The sequence below is a fragment of the Paractinoplanes rhizophilus genome (assembly GCF_042664765.1).
GTDB lineage: Bacteria > Actinomycetota > Actinomycetes > Mycobacteriales > Micromonosporaceae > Actinoplanes > Actinoplanes rhizophilus.
In genome coordinates this window covers 92,152-109,369 of record NZ_JBHTBJ010000001.1, presented here as the reverse complement: position 1 = coordinate 109,369, position 17,218 = coordinate 92,152, and the positions used below count along the sequence as shown (strand labels likewise).

Annotated in this window: 13 protein-coding genes, 1 tRNA gene and 2 pseudogenes; 6 read left to right on the top strand and 10 right to left on the bottom strand. The window is 72.7% G+C overall.

The window, feature by feature from the left end:
- Positions 1-57: 57 nt before the first annotated feature.
- Entirely contained in the window at positions 58-771 is a 714-nt protein-coding gene (locus tag ACFQS1_RS00495) for an NADPH-dependent FMN reductase (RefSeq protein ID WP_378963830.1), read from the bottom strand.
- Between ACFQS1_RS00495 and ACFQS1_RS00490 the strand changes: the two genes are divergently transcribed.
- A complete protein-coding gene (locus ACFQS1_RS00490) occupies positions 770-1,609 on the top strand; it encodes a helix-turn-helix transcriptional regulator (protein WP_378963829.1) in 840 nt (279 codons plus the stop codon). The two genes, ACFQS1_RS00495 and ACFQS1_RS00490, sit on opposite strands and share 2 nt — an antisense overlap.
- A 32-nt stretch (positions 1,610-1,641) precedes the next feature.
- Here ACFQS1_RS00490 and ACFQS1_RS00485 read toward each other — a convergent pair.
- Positions 1,642-1,737 (bottom strand) — tRNA-Sec (locus ACFQS1_RS00485).
- Positions 1,738-1,755: 18 nt separating this feature from the next.
- Between ACFQS1_RS00485 and selD the strand changes: the two genes are divergently transcribed.
- Positions 1,756-2,754, top strand: a complete 999-nt coding sequence (gene selD, locus ACFQS1_RS00480; RefSeq protein WP_378963828.1) for a selenide, water dikinase SelD — start codon at positions 1,756-1,758, stop codon at positions 2,752-2,754.
- A 32-nt stretch (positions 2,755-2,786) separates the two neighbouring features.
- On the opposite strand, the gene ACFQS1_RS00475 is transcribed toward selD, so the two are convergent.
- The 5 genes and pseudogenes from ACFQS1_RS00475 to ACFQS1_RS00455 all read right to left on the bottom strand — a co-directional run bounded on the left by ACFQS1_RS00475 (position 2,787) and on the right by ACFQS1_RS00455 (position 10,422).
- Complete coding sequence (locus tag ACFQS1_RS00475; protein ID WP_378963827.1) at positions 2,787-4,064, bottom strand: L-lactate MFS transporter; 1,278 nt, start codon at positions 4,062-4,064, stop codon at positions 2,787-2,789.
- 30 nt (positions 4,065-4,094) lie between these two features.
- Complete coding sequence (gene nrfD, locus ACFQS1_RS00470; protein WP_378963826.1) at positions 4,095-5,060, bottom strand: NrfD/PsrC family molybdoenzyme membrane anchor subunit; 966 nt, start codon at positions 5,058-5,060, stop codon at positions 4,095-4,097.
- Positions 5,057-5,953: a 4Fe-4S dicluster domain-containing protein gene (locus ACFQS1_RS00465; RefSeq protein ID WP_378963825.1), complete on the bottom strand. Its 897-nt coding sequence runs from the start codon at positions 5,951-5,953 to the stop codon at positions 5,057-5,059. Before ACFQS1_RS00465 ends, nrfD begins: the two co-directional genes overlap by 4 nt.
- Positions 5,949-9,194: pseudogene (fdh, locus tag ACFQS1_RS00460) on the bottom strand (formate dehydrogenase); the annotation flags it as partial. The gene ACFQS1_RS00465 and the pseudogene fdh, both read right to left, overlap by 5 nt.
- 484 nt (positions 9,195-9,678) lie before the next feature.
- Complete coding sequence (locus tag ACFQS1_RS00455; RefSeq protein ID WP_378963823.1) at positions 9,679-10,422, bottom strand: SDR family NAD(P)-dependent oxidoreductase; 744 nt, start codon at positions 10,420-10,422, stop codon at positions 9,679-9,681.
- 236 nt (positions 10,423-10,658) lie between these two features.
- Here ACFQS1_RS00455 and selA point away from each other — a divergent pair, with 236 nt between their 5' ends.
- Both selA and selB read left to right on the top strand, forming a co-directional pair.
- On the top strand, positions 10,659-11,957 hold the full coding sequence (gene selA / locus ACFQS1_RS00450) for an L-seryl-tRNA(Sec) selenium transferase (RefSeq protein ID WP_378963822.1): 1,299 nt from the start codon (positions 10,659-10,661) through the stop codon (positions 11,955-11,957).
- A gap of 4 nt (positions 11,958-11,961) precedes the next feature.
- The gene (gene selB / locus ACFQS1_RS00445; RefSeq protein ID WP_378963821.1) at positions 11,962-13,719 is read left to right on the top strand and encodes a selenocysteine-specific translation elongation factor; all 1,758 of its coding nucleotides are present in this window, start codon (positions 11,962-11,964) and stop codon (positions 13,717-13,719) included.
- A 159-nt stretch (positions 13,720-13,878) separates the two neighbouring features.
- On the opposite strand, the gene ACFQS1_RS00440 is transcribed toward selB, so the two are convergent.
- Positions 13,879-14,805, bottom strand: a complete 927-nt coding sequence (locus tag ACFQS1_RS00440) for a LysR family transcriptional regulator (protein ID WP_378963820.1) — start codon at positions 14,803-14,805, stop codon at positions 13,879-13,881.
- Positions 14,806-14,852: 47 nt separating this feature from the next.
- On the bottom strand, positions 14,853-15,089 hold the full coding sequence (locus tag ACFQS1_RS00435; protein ID WP_378964642.1) for a hypothetical protein: 237 nt from the start codon (positions 15,087-15,089) through the stop codon (positions 14,853-14,855).
- On the opposite strand from ACFQS1_RS00435, the pseudogene ACFQS1_RS00430 reads away from it, so the two are divergent.
- Positions 14,991-15,218, top strand: a pseudogene (locus tag ACFQS1_RS00430) (Rid family hydrolase); the annotation flags it as partial. The gene ACFQS1_RS00435 and the pseudogene ACFQS1_RS00430 sit on opposite strands and share 99 nt — an antisense overlap.
- Before the next feature lie 7 nt (positions 15,219-15,225).
- On the opposite strand, the gene ACFQS1_RS00425 reads toward ACFQS1_RS00430, so the two are convergent.
- Complete coding sequence (locus ACFQS1_RS00425) at positions 15,226-16,221, bottom strand: sigma-70 family RNA polymerase sigma factor (protein ID WP_378963819.1); 996 nt, start codon at positions 16,219-16,221, stop codon at positions 15,226-15,228.
- Positions 16,222-16,455: 234 nt separating this feature from the next.
- Here ACFQS1_RS00425 and ACFQS1_RS00420 point away from each other — a divergent pair, with 234 nt between their 5' ends.
- Positions 16,456-17,217 (top strand): SDR family oxidoreductase, encoded by a 762-nt coding sequence (locus ACFQS1_RS00420; protein WP_378963818.1) that lies wholly within the window; start codon positions 16,456-16,458, stop codon positions 17,215-17,217.
- The last annotated feature ends 1 nt before the right edge of the window (position 17,218 follow it).

Sequence of the window (17,218 nt, the reverse complement as noted above, 5' to 3'; positions counted from 1 at the left end):
GCGGTCCGCCGATCGTCGTCCGAACCGGCAGAACCGGACGGAGCGGTCCGCCGATCGTCACGCCCCACCCGGGTACGGTTCGGCGGCGCGAGCGGCCCGCAAAGCCTCTGCCCACCAGGCGAGCTGCACCAGAAGCGTCTTGGCGTGGCCGGCCGCGGCGGCATCGACCGGTGTGCCGTCCTGCCAGCCGGTGAAGTAGTTGGCGAAAGCCAGCCCGTCGCGGATGGTCACCGCGTGCAGCTCGGTGAGCACGTTCTCCAGGTGCAGCACCGCGTGCCGCCCGCCGGCCGCGCCGCCATAGCTGACGAACGCCACCGGTTTGGCGTTCCACTGGGTGAAGTGCCAGTCGATGAGCGCCTTCAGCGACGCGGGATAGCTGTGGTTGTACTCGGGCGTGACGATGACGAACGCGTCGGCCTCCGTCAACTTTCCGGTGAGCTCCGTCATGCTTTCCGGACGGGGGTAGCCGGCGCCGGCGAACTTCGGGGGCGTGGCGGGCAGGGCCAGCGGGATGTCAACGCCGGCCAGGTCCACGACCTCGACGTCGAAGCCGCCGTGCGCCCGGGCCTGGTCCGCCGTCCAGGCGGCGGCGACCGGTCCGAACCGGCCCTCCCGGACGCTACCGATGATGATCACGAGTTTGCTCTTGTCGCTCATGCCGTCCACGATCTGCCGTTCCCGGTCCGGCAGCCAGACCGGGCCGAGGCTGGCCCCCGCAGGGCCACCCTGTGCCCTCTCGGCAGCGCGTTCCGGGTCGTAGGCTGGCATCATGGGTACGCCGCTGGGTGACTTCGTCCGGGCCAAGCGCGACATCCTCCGGCCGGAGGATCTGGGGCTGGCGGCACACCAGCGACGGCGCGCTCCGGGGCTACGACGCTCGGAGCTGGCCACGCGGGCCGGGATCAGCGTCGAATACCTCACCAGGATCGAGCAGGGCCGCGACCACAACCCGTCCCGTTCCGTCGTCAACGCCCTCGCCGGCGCGCTGCAACTCGATGCGGCCGAACGCACGCATCTGGGCTATCTTGCCAAGATCAGCGGCGACGCCTGCGCCGGGCACGCCCGGCCGGCTCCGCCCGAGCGCACCGTGCGGCCGGCCGTCGTCCGGATCCTCGGCCTCCTGGAGCCCGGCGTCGCCTTCGTCACCAACCGGATCGGTGACATCCTCGCCCACACCGACGGGTTCGCCGCGGTCATGCGCGACACCGGCCTGCTGGACGCCGACGAGCCCAACCTCACCCGATATGTGTTCACCCACCCGCGGGCGAGGACCACCCTGGTCGACTGGGACCAGATCGCCGACGAGCAGGTCTTCAACGTGTGGCTGGGGCCCTCGACCGAAACCTTCGAGTGGTTCACGGCGGACTTCGTGGCCGTGGCCGGCGCCGAGTTCACCCGGCGGCTGCACCGCCACATCCCGCCGGCCCGGGCGCCGCTGACGATGGCCCACCCGCAAGGCGATCAGCTGCGGTGGAACCGGGAAGTCCTGGAACTTCCGGCCGTGGACGCCCAGCAGTTGATCGTTCTCCTGCCCGCCGACGAGGCGACCGCGGCGTCCGCGAGTCGCCTGTATCAACGCTCGCTTCGGCCTGCGCTCCGCGCCGTCTGACCTCGGCGTCCCGCCGGGACGAGACCGCGGGCTGGCGGAGGCGGACGGGAATCGAACCCGCCCGGCCCGGATGCCGGGCCGCACCGGTTTTGAAGACCGGGAGGGGCACCAGCCACCTGAACGCCTCCGGGCATCACACTAGACGAATGACGATCAAACGGCTCACGGGGTACGCGCACGGCGGCGGCTGCGCCTGCAAGATTCCGCCGGGGGAGCTCGAGGCCGTGGTCTCGGGCCTGGTCGGCGGCCCGTCCCGCGGGACGGGGGAGCTGCTGGTCGGTCTCGACGACGGCGACGACGCGGCCGTCGTGCGGATCGCCGGCGAGACCGCCGTCGTGGCGACGGCGGATTTCTTCACGCCGGTGGTGGATGACGCGTACGACTGGGGGCGCATCGCCGCGGCCAACGCGCTCTCCGATGTGTACGCCATGGGCGGGACGCCGGTGGTGGCGGTGAACCTGCTCTGCTGGCCCCGCGACCTGCTGCCGATGGAGCTCGCGGCCGAGGTGCTGCGGGGCGGGCTGGACGTCGCCCGGGAGGCCGGCTGCCACGTGGCCGGCGGGCACAGCGTGGACGACCCGGAGCCGAAGTACGGCATGGCGGTGACCGGCATCGCCGATCCGGCCCGGCTGATGCGCAACGACGCGGGCACGGCCGGCGTGCCGCTCACCTTGACCAAGCCGCTGGGCATCGGCGTGCTCAACAGCCGGCACAAGGCGACCGGCGAGGTCTTCCCGGCGGCGGTCGAGGCGATGACCACGCTCAACCGGGACGCCGCCGAGGCGGCGCTCAAGGCCGGCGTGGCCTGCGCGACCGACGTCACCGGCTTCGGGCTGCTCGGCCACCTGCACAAGCTGGCCCGGGCCAGCGGCGTCACCGCCCGGATCGACGCGGCGGCGGTCCCGTACCTGCCGGACGCCCGCCGGGCCCTGGCCGACGGCTTCGTCAGCGGCGGCACCCGGCGCAACCTGGACTGGGTGCGTCCCCACCTCGACGCCGGCGGCGTCGCCGAGGAGGAGCTTCTCCTACTGGCGGACGCCCAGACGTCGGGCGGACTGCTGGTGGCCGGGGAGATCCCCGGCCACCCGATCGTGGGGGAGCTGCGGCCGGCCCGGCCCGGCGAGGTGACCGTGGAGATCCGATAGACCGGCGATCGCCGGCCCGCTCGATGCCGTGGTCAGGATCGGGGAGCGGTCTCCTCCGCGGCGGGCGCGGTCGCCGGCGCCGACGGCATCCTCGTCACCAGCGGCAGCACCAGCGACACCAGCGCCACGGCGGCCAGCACCAGGAACGGCAGCGTGTAACTCTGGTCGCTCGCCTCGTACAACGCCGCCGTCAGCAGCGGTCCCACCACGCCGCCGATGCTCCACGCGACGATCATCGCGCCGTACACGGCGCCGGCGTTGGGGGTGCCGAAGTAGTCCGCCGCGGTGGCGGGCATCGTGCCGAAACCGCCGCCGTACGCCAGGTAGATCAGCGCGGCCAGGATCGCGAACACGGCGAACGCCGCGGCGAACGGCAGGATCGCGAAGCAGATCGCCTGGAGTCCCAGCATGCCGAGGAACGCCGGCATGCGGCCGATCCGGTCGGACAGCCATGCCCAGAAGATGCGCCCGCCGCCGTTGAACAGGCCCAGCACGCCGACCATCGTCGCGGCCGTCGTCGCCGCCACCCCGGCGATCTCCTCGGCCGAGTCGGCGGCCTGCGAGATGAAGCCGATGCCGCAGGTCACGTTGAGGGTCAGGATCGCGGTCAGCATGTACCACTGCCGGGTGCGCAGCGCCTCGGACAGCGTGTACACGCGGGTACCCGCGACGGCCTTGCCGGTCGCCGCCGGCACGAAGCCCGGCACCGCGTACCCCTCGGGCGGGTTGCGGAAGAACGCCGCGCCGACGACGCCGGCGATCAGGTACGCGATGCCCAGCGGCAGGAAGACGCTGGGCTTGTCGTCGGTGTTGCCGAGCAGCGCCTTCGCGACCGGTGCGGTCACCACCGCGCCGAACCCGAACCCGGCGACCGCGATCCCGGTGATCAGGCCGCGCCGGTCGGGGAACCATTTCGCGAGCATCGCGATCGGCGTGATGTACGCCGCGCCGAGCCCGATCCCGCCCATCGCGCCGTAGGTGAGCACGAGCAGCCACAGCTCGTCCGACGAGGACACCAGCGAGGCGAGGATGGTGCCGAGGGAGTAGAGCGCGACCCCGCCGAACGCGACCGGCCGCGGCCCGTACCGGTCCTGGATGCGGCCGCCGATCAGGCTGCCGATGAAGATGGTGCCGATCGCGACCTCGAACGGCAGCACCGCCTCGGTCTTGCTCCAGCCGAATTGCTCCTGCAGGGGTTTGTTGAAGACGCTCCACGCGTAGACCGCCCCGAGGGCGAGCTGCACGAGGACGGCGGCCACCACGATCCACCAGCGGCCCCGGGTCGGGTTGGGGTTGCTCGACGTCGCCATCACGGCCTCCTGTCGGCGGCGTGCCCGGACTTAACCCCCCGAGGTTTCCCCGTTTTGACGATTGTCAATCTTTGCGGCGAGGCGGGATCGCTGCGGCACCACCGTGTACCGGGGGTCGCGCGCCGATGCCATGCCGCCGTCGAAGATGCCGAACCGGGTCAGCGCCGAGGCCGCGAGCAGGGAGAGCCCGGACAGCGCCGACACCACCCGGCTGCGCCGCCCCAGCACCGCCCCGGCCACGCCGGCCGCGGTCAGGGCGCGCCCGGCACGCAGCAGCTTGGCCGCCTGCCCGGTCGTGAAGGGCTCGCTGAGCAGTCCCTTCGTCGTCTCGATCCGGCGCGCGCCGTACAACTCGAGGGCCGCGCCCAGCACCGCCATGCGCCGGGCCGGCGGCGCCGGATCCGCGATCAACCCGATTCCCGCACCGCTGGCCAGCGCGCTGCCGGCAAAGACGAAGGGCAGTTCCGGGTACGCGGCGTGCCAGCTCGGTGTGGCCGTGTTCGCCAGCAGCACGGCGGTGTAGGTCGCGACCACCGGAGCGACCGCCGCCGCGCCCAGCCCGGCCGCCGCTCCGACCGGCGGCGCCACCCGCCGGACGAATCGGGACGGCAGCAGCGGCGCCGCCTCGGACACCGCCGCGGCGCCCGCGGCGACGCCGAACGCGGACAGGGCCCAGGTGCCCATCGACATCGGCGAGGTCGGTTTCGCGACGCGCAGCATGTGGTGGAAACGGTCCGGCCGGCCGAGGTCGGCGACGAGGAAATACCCGCTCGCGGCGAGCGCCCCCAGCGCCGCCACCCGCCCCGCCCGGCGCATCCGCGGCCGCCGGGTGACCTGCCCGCCCGCCGCCAGCAGCGCCGACCCGGCGGCCAGCCCGCCGGTGAACAGGTACGCCGCGACGTCGTGCGTCCAGGGCGCGGGCCGCACGATCGGCCGCCCGTAGTACGACTTGAAGTCGGCGCGAGGCACCATCGGCCGGTCGCCGCGCGGGCTCATCCGCGCCTCCCGCTTCCGCCGCGGCCCAGGAACGCCACGACCACCGCGCCGGCCATCGTGAGCGCCGCGAGTCCCGCGCGTTTCCACATGTGCGGCAGATCCTTCGTGGTCACCACCGGGTCGGGCGGCAGGCCGTACACCTCGGGCTCGTCCAGCAGCAGGAAGAACGCGCCGTCCCCGCCCACGCCGTCGGCGTCGGAATGGCCGTAGAGCTTCGCCGACGAGACACCCTCGGCCTGCAGCTTGCCGACCCGCTCCTCGGCGCGCAGGCGCAGCTCGGACAGCTCGCCGTACTGGATCGACTCGGTCGGGCACGCCTGGGCGCAGGCCGGAGTCAGCCCGTCGCCGATCCGGTCGTAGCACATCGTGCACTTCCAGGCGCGCCCGTCGCCCTCGCGACGGTCGATGACACCGTACGGGCAAGCCGCCACGCAGTAACCGCAACCGTTGCAGATGTCCGGCTGCACCACGACCGTGCCGAACTCGGTTCGGAACAGCGCGCCGGTCGGGCACACGTCCAGGCATCCCGCGTGCGTGCAGTGCTTGCACACGTCGGACATCATCAGCCAGCGGAAGTCCTCGCGCTCGGCCTCCGGGTCGGCGCCCGGCAGCTCGTTGCCCGGCATGCCGAGGAAGACCGGGTCCTTCTTCGGCTGCTCGATGAACGCGACGTGCCGCCAGGACTCGGCCGACAGCCCGCCGGTGTTGTCATAGGACTGTCCGAGCAGGTCGAACCCGTCGTCCGGGATCGCGTTCCACTCCTTGCAGGCCACCTCGCACGCCTTGCAGCCGATGCACACCGAGGTGTCGGTGAAGAACCCCATCCGCGGCGGCGCGTCCTGGTAACCGGCGTCGGGCGCCGGGTCGAGCGGTCCGTACAGGCTGTTAGCCATCGGCGTCCCCGGTGGTGACGATCGGCGTGTAGTGGCCCGGGATCAGCCCGGCGCGGCGACGATACTCCTCGACGTACGCAAGCAATGCCTTGCCGATCGGACGCCGGCCCGGCTGGATGTCGCAGGTCCCGACCTTGCTCTCCTGGATCAGCACGTTCGGGTCGAGCGTGATGCCGATCAGGTCGTTGGCCGAGTCGCCGGTGACCAGCCCCTCCGACCCCCAGTGGTAGGGCAGCCAGATCTGGTGGATGATGCGGCCCTCGACGCGCAGCGGCGTCAGGCGTGAGGTCACCATGACCCTCGCCTCGATGGCGGCGCGGGCGGTGACGATGTGCGCCCAGCCGAGGTGGGTGAGGCCACGCTCCGCGGCCAGGGCCGGCGAAACTTCGACGAACATTTCCGGTTGGAGCTCGGAAAGATACGCGAGCTGCCGGCTCATCCCGCCCGCGGTGTGGTGCTCGGTGAGGCGGCTGGTGCTGAAGACGTACGGGAACACCGCGCTGTGCTGCTCGGGCGGGCTCGGATTGGTCGGGTTGTCCTCGCGCTCGTAGACCTTGCGCGTCGGGTTCGCCTGCTGCTCGTAGAGCGGGTTGCGCACGATCGACTCGGCCGGCTCGTAGTGCGTCGGCATCGGCCCGTCGATCAGCCCGTTCGGCGCGTAGAGCCAGCCCTTCCCGTCGCCCTGCATGATGAACGGGTCGTCGCCGGCGATCGCCGGCACGCCGGTCGCGCCCTCGGGCGGCCGGTACGACGGCGGCTTGGTCTTCTCGAAGTCCGGCACGTCCTCGCCGGTCCACTCGCCCCGGTCGGCGTCCCACCAGACGTACCGCTTGCGCTCCGACCACGGATTGCCGTCCGGGTCGGCGGACGCGCGGTTGTACAGCGTGCGGCGGTTGGCCGGCCACGCCCAGCCCCACTCGCCGGCGACCCAGTTCTGCGCGCGCCCGGGCTTGCGCCGGTTGGCCTGGTTGACGCCGTCCTTGAACACGCCGCTGTAGATCCAGCAGCCGCCCGACGTGGACCCGTCCGGCTTCATCTCGGTGAACCCGCTGAGCAGGCGCCCGGTCGTCAGATCGTACCCGTTGATCTCCTTGAGCACCGCCTCGCTGCTCGGCTCGTCGTCGCCGTACTCCCAGGTCAGATTGCGCAGCCCCTGGTCGCGCGGCAGCACCGAGTCGGCCAGCCGCTCCCGGACGCGCCGGCCCAGGTGGTAGAAGAACCACAGCTCGCTGCGCGCGTCGCCCGGCGGGTCGACCGCCTTCTCACGCCATTGCAGCATCCGCTGGGTCTGGGTGAACGTGCCCTCCTTCTCGGCGTGCGACGCGGCCGGCATGAAGAAGACCTCGGTGCGGCACGTCTCCGGGGTGATCTCGCCGGTCTCGATCTCCGGCCCGTTCTTCCAGAAAGTTGCGCTCTCGATCATGTAGAGGTCGCGGACCACGAGCCAGTCCAGGTTGGCCATGCCGAGGCGCTGGGCGCGGCCGTGCGCCGAGCCGACCGCCGGGTTCTGGCCGAGCAGGAAATACCCCTTGATCTTTCCGTCGATCATGGAAAGTGCCTGCTGATAGGTCCCGTGGTCGCCGGTGAGCCGGGGGAGCCAGTCGAAGCCCCAGTCGTTGTCGGCCGTCGCCCCGTCGCCGAAATAGGACTTGAGCAGGCTCACCGCGTAGGACTCGGCGTTCGCCCAGAAACCTTTCTGCCCCGGATGCCGAATCTCGTCGACCCACTGCTGGAAAGTTTCGTGCTTCTCGTGGTGCGGCATCGGCAGGTAGCCGGGCAGCAGGTTGAACAGCGTCGGGATGTCGGTCGACCCCTGGATGCTGGCGTGGCCGCGCAGGGCGAGCACTCCGCCGCCGGGCCGCCCCATGTTGCCCAGCAGCAGCTGGATGATCGCCCCGGTGCGGATGTACTGCACGCCCACGCTGTGCTGCGTCCAGCCCACGGAGTACACCAGTGCGGTGGTGCGCTCCCGGCCCGAGTTCTCGGTCCAGGCTTCGCACACCTGCCGGAAAAGATCTTCGGGTACACCGCAGAGCCGCTCGACGACCTCCGGCGTGTAGCGGGCGTAGTGCCGCTTGAGGATCTGATACACGCAGCGGGGATGCCGCAGCGTCGGATCGCGCGGCACGTCACCCGGGATCGGCGGCCCGTGCGACTCCTGCTGCAGGCCCGCGCCCGTCTCGCGGCCGACGTGCGCGTCGCCTTCGTCGCCGACGTGGTCCTCGTGCCCCGCGTACGCCCAGGTGGACGTGTCGTAGGTGTTGGTCTCCTCGTTGTAGCCGGAGAACAGGCCGCCCAGGTCCTCGGTGTCCTGGAAGTCCGTACTGACGATCATGGACGCGTTGGTGTACGCCAGCACGTACTCCCGGAAGTCCTTCTCGTTGCTGAGGATGTAGTTGATCACGCCGCCGAGGAACGCGATGTCCGCGCCCGCCCGCACCGGCACGTGGGTGTCCGCGATCGCGCTGGTCCGGCTGAACCGCGGGTCGACGTGGAAAACTTTCGCGCCACGGTTCTTCGCCTCGACCACCCACTGGAACCCGACCGGGTGCGCCTCGGCCATGTTCGAGCCCTGGATGACGATGCAGTCGGCGTTGGCCAGATCCTGAAGGAAGCTGGTGGCCCCGCCACGGCCGAAGGAGGTCCCCAGACCGGGGACGGTGGCGGAGTGTCAAATACGCGCCTGGTTCTCGATCTGGATCGCGCCCAGCGCCGTGAAAAGTTTCTTGATGAGGTAGTTCTCTTCGTTGTCGAGGGTCGCGCCGCCCAGGCTCGAGATGCCGAGCGTCCGGTTCAGCGGCCGGCCCTTCTCGTCCTCGTCCTCCCAGGTCGCGTCGCGGGCGGCGAGCACCCGGTCGGCGATCATGTCCATCGCCGTCTCGAGGTCGAGCCGCTCCCACTCCGTCCCGTACGGCCGGCGGTAGAGCACGTGCTGCTGCCGGCGGTCGCTGGTGACCAGGCTCAGGGTGGCCGACCCCTTCGGGCAGAGCCGGCCCCGGGAGATCGGGCTGTCCGGGTCGCCCTCGATCTGGACGATCTTCTCGTCCTTGACGAAGATGCGCTGCCCGCAGCCGACCGCGCAGTAGGGACACACGCTGCGCGCGACCCGGTCGGCGGTCTCGGTGCGCGGGCTCAGCGTGCGGGACCGCTCGGACTGCGCGGCCGCGCCGCGGCCCAGCGGGTCGGTACCGGTCAGTTGCCGGTAGACCGGCCAGCCCTCGATCCAGGTCCGGACGCCCACGGGATCGACCCTAGCCGCTTCCGCCGGTGCCCGCATCCGAGTGGAGCCGCTCGCTGGCCGCGCCTTTTCCGCTCGGGGCGTGATCAGGCTGACAGAAAGTTTCCTGCTCCGTCCTGCTCCGTCGGCCTGCTCCGCTGGCTGCTCCGCTGGCTGCCTCGCCGAGCAGCTCGGCTCGGTGAGGCGGCCGGCCTGGCCACTGAGCGGTCCGCGGCAGCGTGCCCCTCTACGCTGGGTTCCCGGGCGCGCGGTCTTCGTGCCGTGCCGGTTTCGTGGCCATGCCGGTTTCCCTGACCTCGCCGGGTCCCTGATTCCGCCGGTTTCCTGACCGCGCCGGCTTCCTGGACCGCGCAGGCTTCCTGGACCGCGCCGGTTTCCTTGACCCTGCCTGTTCCCTGACCACGCCGATTGCCGGTCCCCGCCGGTTTCCCTGACCGCGCCGACTGCCTGACGAGGCCGGCTTCTTGAGCGCGTCGCCGGGCGAGAATCAGATCGTGAATCCGCCGTCGACGTTGACGGTCGCGCCGGTGAGGTAGCGCGCCTCCGGACCGGCCAGGAACGCCACCGCCGCCGCCACGTCGCCCGGGTCGGCGTAGTGGCCGAGTGCGGTCAGCGCGCCGATCTCCTTGGCGGCCGGCCCGTCGGCGGGGTTGGCGTCGGTGTCGGTCGGGCCCGGGTGCACCAGGTTGACGGTGATCGCCCGCGGCCCGAGCTCGCGTCCGAGGGCCTTGGTCAGCCCGATCAGCGCGGTCTTGCTCATCGAGTAGAGCGCGAACCCCGGGAACACCGCCCGCTCCGCCATGTTGCTGCCGATGTTGATGATCCGTCCGCCGGCGGCCATGTGCCGCACGGCCGCCTGCGAGGCCACGAACGGCGCCCGCACGTTCACGGCGACGGTCTGCTCGAAGTCGTCGAGCGCCAGTTCCTCGAGCGGCCCCACCCGGAACGTGCCGGCGTTGTTCACCAGGATGTCCAGCCGCCCGAACTCCTCGGCCGCCCGGTCGACCGCCGCGACCACCGCCGCCGGGTCGGCGCTGTCGGCCCGCACCACGACGGCGCGCCGTCCCATCTCCCGGATCCGGGTGGCCACCTCCCCGGCCCGCCCGACGTCTTCCCGGCAGGTCAGCACGACGTCGGCCCCGTCCGACGCCAGCCGCAGCGCGACCGCCGCCCCGATGCTCCGGGAGCCGCCGGTGACCAGCGCCCTCTTGCCCTCAAGTCCAGAACTCATGCCCCGAGCCTGCCGCCGGACGACCGCGGCGTCTGGCGGCGATCGGACCTGGCATTCCGCCGACCGACGACCCGGCCATGCGCAGCGGGCGTGCCCCGGAAAGTTCGCGAGCGGAGGGGATAGGCGCGTCCAGGAAAGTTGCCGGGCCAAGGGAATGGGCGCGCCCGGAAAGTTGCGGGGTGCAGGGGATAGGCGCGCCCACGAAAGTTGGCGGACGGAGCGGCTAGATTCGAGCGATGACGGATCCGCGGCGGCGCGTGCCCCGTACCGATGTGGTCCTGGCCGACCCTCGCCTCGCCGACGCCGCCGCGACCATCGGCCGCGCGGCCGTCAAGGCCGCCGTCGTCGCCGCCCAGGAGCGCGCCCGCGCCGGGCAGCTCGCCCCCGAGCAGGTGGCCGACGCCGCGGTGGCCGCGCTGCCCGACACCGTCGGCGGCCTCCGGCCCGTGCTCAACGCGACCGGCGTGGTGCTGCACACCAACCTCGGCCGTGCCGCGCTTTCCGGCGCGGCACGAAAGGCCGTCGTCGCCGCCTCCGGACACACCGATGTGGAGCTCGACCTGCGCACCGGCCGCCGGGCCCGCCGCGGCCGCACCGCCCTGGCCGCCCTGGCGGACGCCGTCCCGGACGCCGCCGACGTGCACGTGGTCAACAACGGCGCCGCCGCGCTCGTGCTGGCCGCCACGGCTTTGTCGAGCGGGAAGGAAATTGTCGTCAGCCGCGGCGAGATGGTGGAGATCGGCGACGGGTTCCGCCTGCCCGAACTGCTGCAGTCGACCGGCGCGCGCCTGAGGGAGGTCGGCACCACCAACCGCACCTCCGTCGACGACTACGAAAAGGCGATCGGCCCGGACACGGGATTCATCCTGAAGGTCCACCCGTCCAATTTCGTCATCAGCGGGTTCACCAGCGCGGCAAGTGTCGGAGACCTGGCCACGCTCGGCCCGCCGGTGGTAGCGGACATCGGCTCCGGGCTGCTTCGGCCCGACCCGCTCCTGCCCGGCGAGCCCGACGCCGCCACCAGCCTGCGCCAGGGCGCCGCCCTGGTCACCGCCAGCGGCGACAAGCTCCTCGGCGGCCCCCAGGCGGGCTTGCTCCTCGGCGACGCCACGCTCGTCGAGCGCCTGCGCCGCCACCCCCTGGCCCGCGCCCTGCGCGTCGACAAGCTCACCCTCGCCGCCCTCCAGGCGACCCTGACCGGACCGGAAACCCCCACCTGGCAGGCGTTGCGCATGGACGAGCCGACGCTTCGGTCCCGCACCCAGGCGGCGGCCGATCGCCTGGCCGAGCACGGCGTCCCGGTCACGCTGGTCGAGACCCAGGCCGTCGTCGGCGGCGGCGGAGCGCCGGACGTCCGGCTTCGCAGCTGCTCACTCTCGCTCCCGCACACGTACGGCGAAAGTTTGCGCACCACGACACCGCCGGTGGTCGGCCGGGTGGAGCACGGCCAGCTCCTGCTCGACCTGCGCTGCGTCCCGCCCGAGTCCGACGACGAGCTCGTGGCGGCCGTCCTCCGGGTCGCCGGCCGGTCGTAACACCATGCACGTTCTCGCCACCGCCGGCCACGTCGACCACGGCAAGTCCACCCTGGTCCGCGCCCTGACCGGGATGGAGCCCGACCGCTGGGCCGAGGAACGCCGCCGCGGCATGACGATCGACCTGGGTTTCGCGTGGACCACGACACCGCGCAACGAAACTGTCGCGTTCGTGGACGTCCCCGGGCACGAACGTTTCGTGCCCAACATGCTCGCCGGCGTCGGCCCGGTCCCGGCCGCCCTGATGGTCGTCGCGGCCGACGAGGGCTGGATGCCGCAGTCCGCCGAGCACCTCGCCGCGCTGGATGCCCTCGGCGTGCGCCACGGCCTGCTGGTCGTCACCCGCTCCGACCTCGCCGACCCCGGCGCGGCCATCGCGCAGGCCCGCGCGAAGCTGGCCGGTACCACCCTGGCCGGCGCCGAGCCGCTGGCGGTGAGCGCACCGACCGGCGCGGGCCTGGACGACCTGTGGGCGGCCATCGACCGCCTCGTCCGGAGACTTTCCACCCCCGACGGCAACGCCCCCGTCCGGCTCTGGATCGACCGGGCCTTCACCATCAAGGGCGCCGGCACCGTCGTGACCGGAACGCTGGGCGCCGGCACGATCCGGGTGGGCGACGAGTTCCGGCTGGGCGACGAAACTGTCCGCGTCCGCGGTCTGCAAACCCTCGGCGAGACCCGGACCGAGGTGACCGCCGTTTCGCGCGTCGCCGTCAACCTGCGCGGCACTGGCAAGGACCGCGCCGCCCGGGGCGCCGCCCTGCTGACCCCCGATCGTTTCCGCTTCACCGAGCTCATCGACGTACGCGTCCACGGCGACCCGGCCAGGGAGCTCCCCGCCACCCTGACCCTGCACATCGGATCGGCCGCCGTCCCCGCCCGGGTCCGCCCCCTGGGTCCCGACACCGCCCGGCTGCGCCTGTCCCACCCGCTCCCGCTGCGGCTCGGCGACCGCGCCCTGGTGCGCGACCCCGGCCGCCGGCATATCGCCGGCGGCGTCACCGTCCTGGACGTCACCCCGCCCGGCCTGTCCCGCCGGGGCGCCGCCGCGGCCCGCGCCGCCGAGCTGGCCGGCGTGACCGGCACCCCCGACCTCGCCGCCGAGCTGGGACGCCGCCTGCTCGTCCACCGGGACGACCTCACCACCATGGGCGTCCCGATCGACCGCGCGCCCGTGGCGGGGGAGTGGTTCGCCGACCCCGCCCACTGGGCGTCCCTCGCCGCGCGGCTCCCCGGGGAGGTGGCCCGCTACCGCTCCGAGCACCCCCTGGAACCCGGCATCCCGCTGGAGGCGCTGCGGCACCGGATGGAGCTGCCCGATCGCGCCCTGGTCGAGGCCCTCGTCCGGCCGCCGCTGACGATCCGGTCGGGCCGCGTCGCCGGAGCCGGCCACGAGGCCGTTCCGGCCGAGCTGCGCGACGCCGTGGACAAGGCATTCGCCGGGAAGGGCCCGTTCATCGCGCCAGAGGCGTACGACCTCGCTGACCTTGGTTTGGGCGCTCGGCAGCTGGCCGCCGCCGTCCGCGCCGGGCTCCTTGTCCAGCTGGCTCCCAACGTGGTTCTGCGGTCCGACGCCCCCGCGCGGGCCGCGAAAGCGCTCCGGGAAATTTCGCAGCCCTTCACGCTCAGCGAGGCGCGAAAGGCGCTCGGCACGACGCGCCGCGTGGCCGTGCCGCTGCTGGAGCTCCTCGACCGGAAAGGCCTCACCACGAGGCAGGCAGACGACCGCCGAACCGTCACGGCAGACGCCGATCCCCAGTAGAGCCTCGCGGCGACTGCGCCGGCCGACGCCGTGGCCCAGTGGCTGTTCGGCCCGCGGCACACCGCGCAGGCCGCCGACGTGCTGCTCGACCGCGGTCGGCCGTTCGGCGGCAGCGGGCTGTTCAAGTCGTTCCTCGACGTGATCGGCAAGGACGCGCTGTCAGCGACGACGCGCCGAGCTGCCGGCGTCGCGGCCGAATGCGGACGCCGCCGTCGTCAGGTGCGTCAGAAACCGGGTGACGGCGGGGGAAAGACTCCGGCCGGGCACCGTGGCCGCGTAGATGTGCCGGATCGACTCGTCGTCGCGGTGCAGCCGCAGCACCGCGATCCCCGGCGGCACCCGGCCGGCGGCCAGGGCGGGGATCAGCGCCACGCCGAGGCCGGCGGCCACGCAGCCCAGCTTTCCGGTCCACTCGGCCGCGGTGATATCGATCCGCGGGCGAAAGCCGGACGGCAACGAGGCCCGCAGCAGCGTCTCCTCCGCCGTGGCCGACCCGGCGATGAACGCGTCCCCCGCCAGCTCATCGAGCCGCACCGTGCGGCGCCGCGCGAGGCGGTGACCGCGGGGGAGCGCGACCAGCATCCGTTCGTCGAGCAGATGCCGCAGCTCGAAACGGGCCCGATCGACCGGCCCGGCGGGCGACGAGCTCACCACGGCGACGTCCGCCTCGCCGGCGGCGAGCCGGTCCAGCAGGCGAGGCGTGCGGCCTTCGACGAGGGTCAGGCCCACTTCCGGGTACGCCTCGCGAAAGCTGGCCAGCGCCATCGGCACGAGCGCCGCGACCGCCGTCGGAAACGCGCCGACCCGCAACCGCCCGCTGCCGAGCGACCGCACCTCCTCGACCGCGCGGCGGGCGCCGTCGAGCCCGTCGAGCACCTGCGTCGCGTACGGAAGAAGGGCGCGACCCTCCTCGGTCAGCGCGACCCCGCGCGGCAGCCGGTCGAAGACCCGGCCGCCCAGCTCGGCTTCCAGGGCGCCGATCTGCCGGGAGACCGCGGACTGCGTGTACCGCAGGCGGCGGGCCGCCGCCGTGATCGAGCCGAGGTGCGCGACCGTCCGGAAGATCTCCAGGAGTTGGGTATCCATGCTGTCGAAGCATGCCAGGCATGCGAGACATTCGTCGGCCGCATCGGTCACGGAAGCTTAGCGTGGCCCGCATGAAACTCACCCTCGACAATCCGGAAACTGTCGCCGCGCCTTTCGCCGACCGGTTCGCCCACGTCGCCCGGCTCGACCTGCCGGGCGGCGCCCTGCTGCTGTTGGCGGGCCAGGTGGGTGTCGACGACAACGGGAAAGTTGTCGCGCCCGGCAACGCCGGCGAGCAGGCCGAGCGGATCTTCGAAATCATCGGCGGCCTGCTGGCGGCGCACGGCGCCACGTTCGCCGACGTGCTGCACATCCGCACGTTCATGACCGACCTCGGCGACCTGCCCGCCTACGGCGCCGTCCGCCGCCGCCTCTTCGCCGGGACCGGCGCCCCGCCACCGGCAAGCACGACGGTGCAGGTCAGCGCCCTGTTCCTGCCGGGGGCGGTGCTGGAGGTGGAGGTGACAGCGGTGGCGCCGGGGGCACCAGGGGCAGCGTTGGCACCAGGGGCGGCGGTGGCACCGGGGGCAGCGCCGACGCCGGCGGCGGTGGCACCGGCGGCAGCGGTGGCACCGGAAGCGTCCTGAGGCGCTTCGGGTCGTTGAGGACGTCGATCGCCACGATCCGGCCGTCGCGGACGGTCAGCGCCATCACGGTCAGCGTCCGGCCTTCGGCCACCATGACCAGGCCGGCGGCGCCGTTGACCAGCGCCGGGCGGGCGTAGGGCGCGAACCGGCCGAACCCGGTCGCCTGCTCCGCGATGCCGCGGGCGCCGCGCAGCAGCGCCGTGAAATGCGGCCGCCCGGGGCCGCCGTCGGCCCGCAGCACCGCGTCGGGGTGCAGCACCTCCAGGAGCCGGTCGAAATCGCCGTCGCGGGCCGCCGCGAAAAACGCGTCGACAATTTCGCGCTGCCGGCCGGGGTCGGGATCGGGGGAGGGTGCCTGCTCGCGCACCCGCCGCCGCGCCCGGCTCGCCAGTTGCCGGGCCGCGGCGGCGTTGCGGTCGAGCAGCGTGCCGACCTCCTCGAACGGCACCGCGAAGAGGTCGTGCAGCACGAACGCGAGCCGCTCGTCCGGACCGAGCGAGTCCAGCACGACCATCAGCGCCATGCCGACCCGGTCGGACAGCAGCGCCTGCTGCTCCGGGTCCGGTCCCGACGGCAGGCTCACCACCGGGTCGGGCATCCGCACCTCGGGCCGGGCGCGGCGTCCGCGCAACACGTTGAGGCAGACCCGCCCGACGATCGTCGTGAGCCAGCCGGGCACGTTCGCCACGCCGTCCAGGCCGGCGCCGCTGGCTCGCAGCCACGCCTCCTGCACCGCGTCGTCGGCCTCGCTGAACGAGCCGAGCATCCGGTACGCCACCGCGCGCAGCCGCGGTCGCTCCGCCTCGAAGTTCTCGGTCAGCCCGTGCATCGGTCACATCTTCGCCCCGCCGCGTGTCATGCGGGAAACCTCCGACGTGGAATGCGGAATGCCCGCGCCGCGAAGAGAGGGACGCCGCGACGCGAAACAGGCCGCCGCGACGCGAAACAGAGGGCGTCGCGACGCGAAACGGAGGCACGCCGCGACGCGAACAAGAGGGCCCGCGACGTGAAGACGAAACCGGCGACGCGAAGTCGGGAAATCGCATGCGAAAGAGGAGGCACGATGTTTCTGGTGACCGGCGGAACCGGCACGCTCGGCCGGCACGTCGTCCCGCTGCTGCGGGAGACCGGCGCCGAGGTGCGCGTCCTGACCCGCCAGACGATCCCGGGCCATCTGACCGGCGATCTGGAGACCGGTCTCGGCCTCGACGAGGCCCTCGACGGGGTCGGCACGGTGCTGCACCTGGCCGGCACCGCGAAGAACGACGATCGAAAGGCCACCCATCTGGTACGCGCTGCGAGCCGCGCCGGCAGACCGCACATGGTCTACGTGTCGGTAGTGGGCTGCGAGCGGATCCCGGTGACCGGCGCGGTCGATCGCGCGATGTTCGGCTACTTCGCGCGCAAGCGAGCGGCCGAGGTCGTCATCGAGAATTCCGGTCTGCCGTGGACCACGCTGCGGGCGACACAGTTCCACGATCTGGCGTGGAAAGTTGCCGAGGCCGCCGCGAAACTTCCCGTCATGCCGGCCCTCGCGGGCGTGCGCTTCCAGCCGGTGGACACCGCCGAGGTCGCCCGCCATCTGGTCCGGCTCGCTCTCGGCGGCCCGGCCGGCATGCGGCCCGATCTGGCCGGACCGCGGGTCTACCCGATGGCCGAGCTGTTCCGGCTCTGGCTGCACGCGACCGGCCGCCGTCGCGCGGTGCTGCCCGTGCGCGCAGCCGGGGGCGCCTACCGAGCCGTACGCGATGGGGCTGTTTTGCCCGGTCCGGAGGCCGACCTCGGCACCGTGACGTGGGAGGACTTCCTGAAGACGAGGGCTTGAC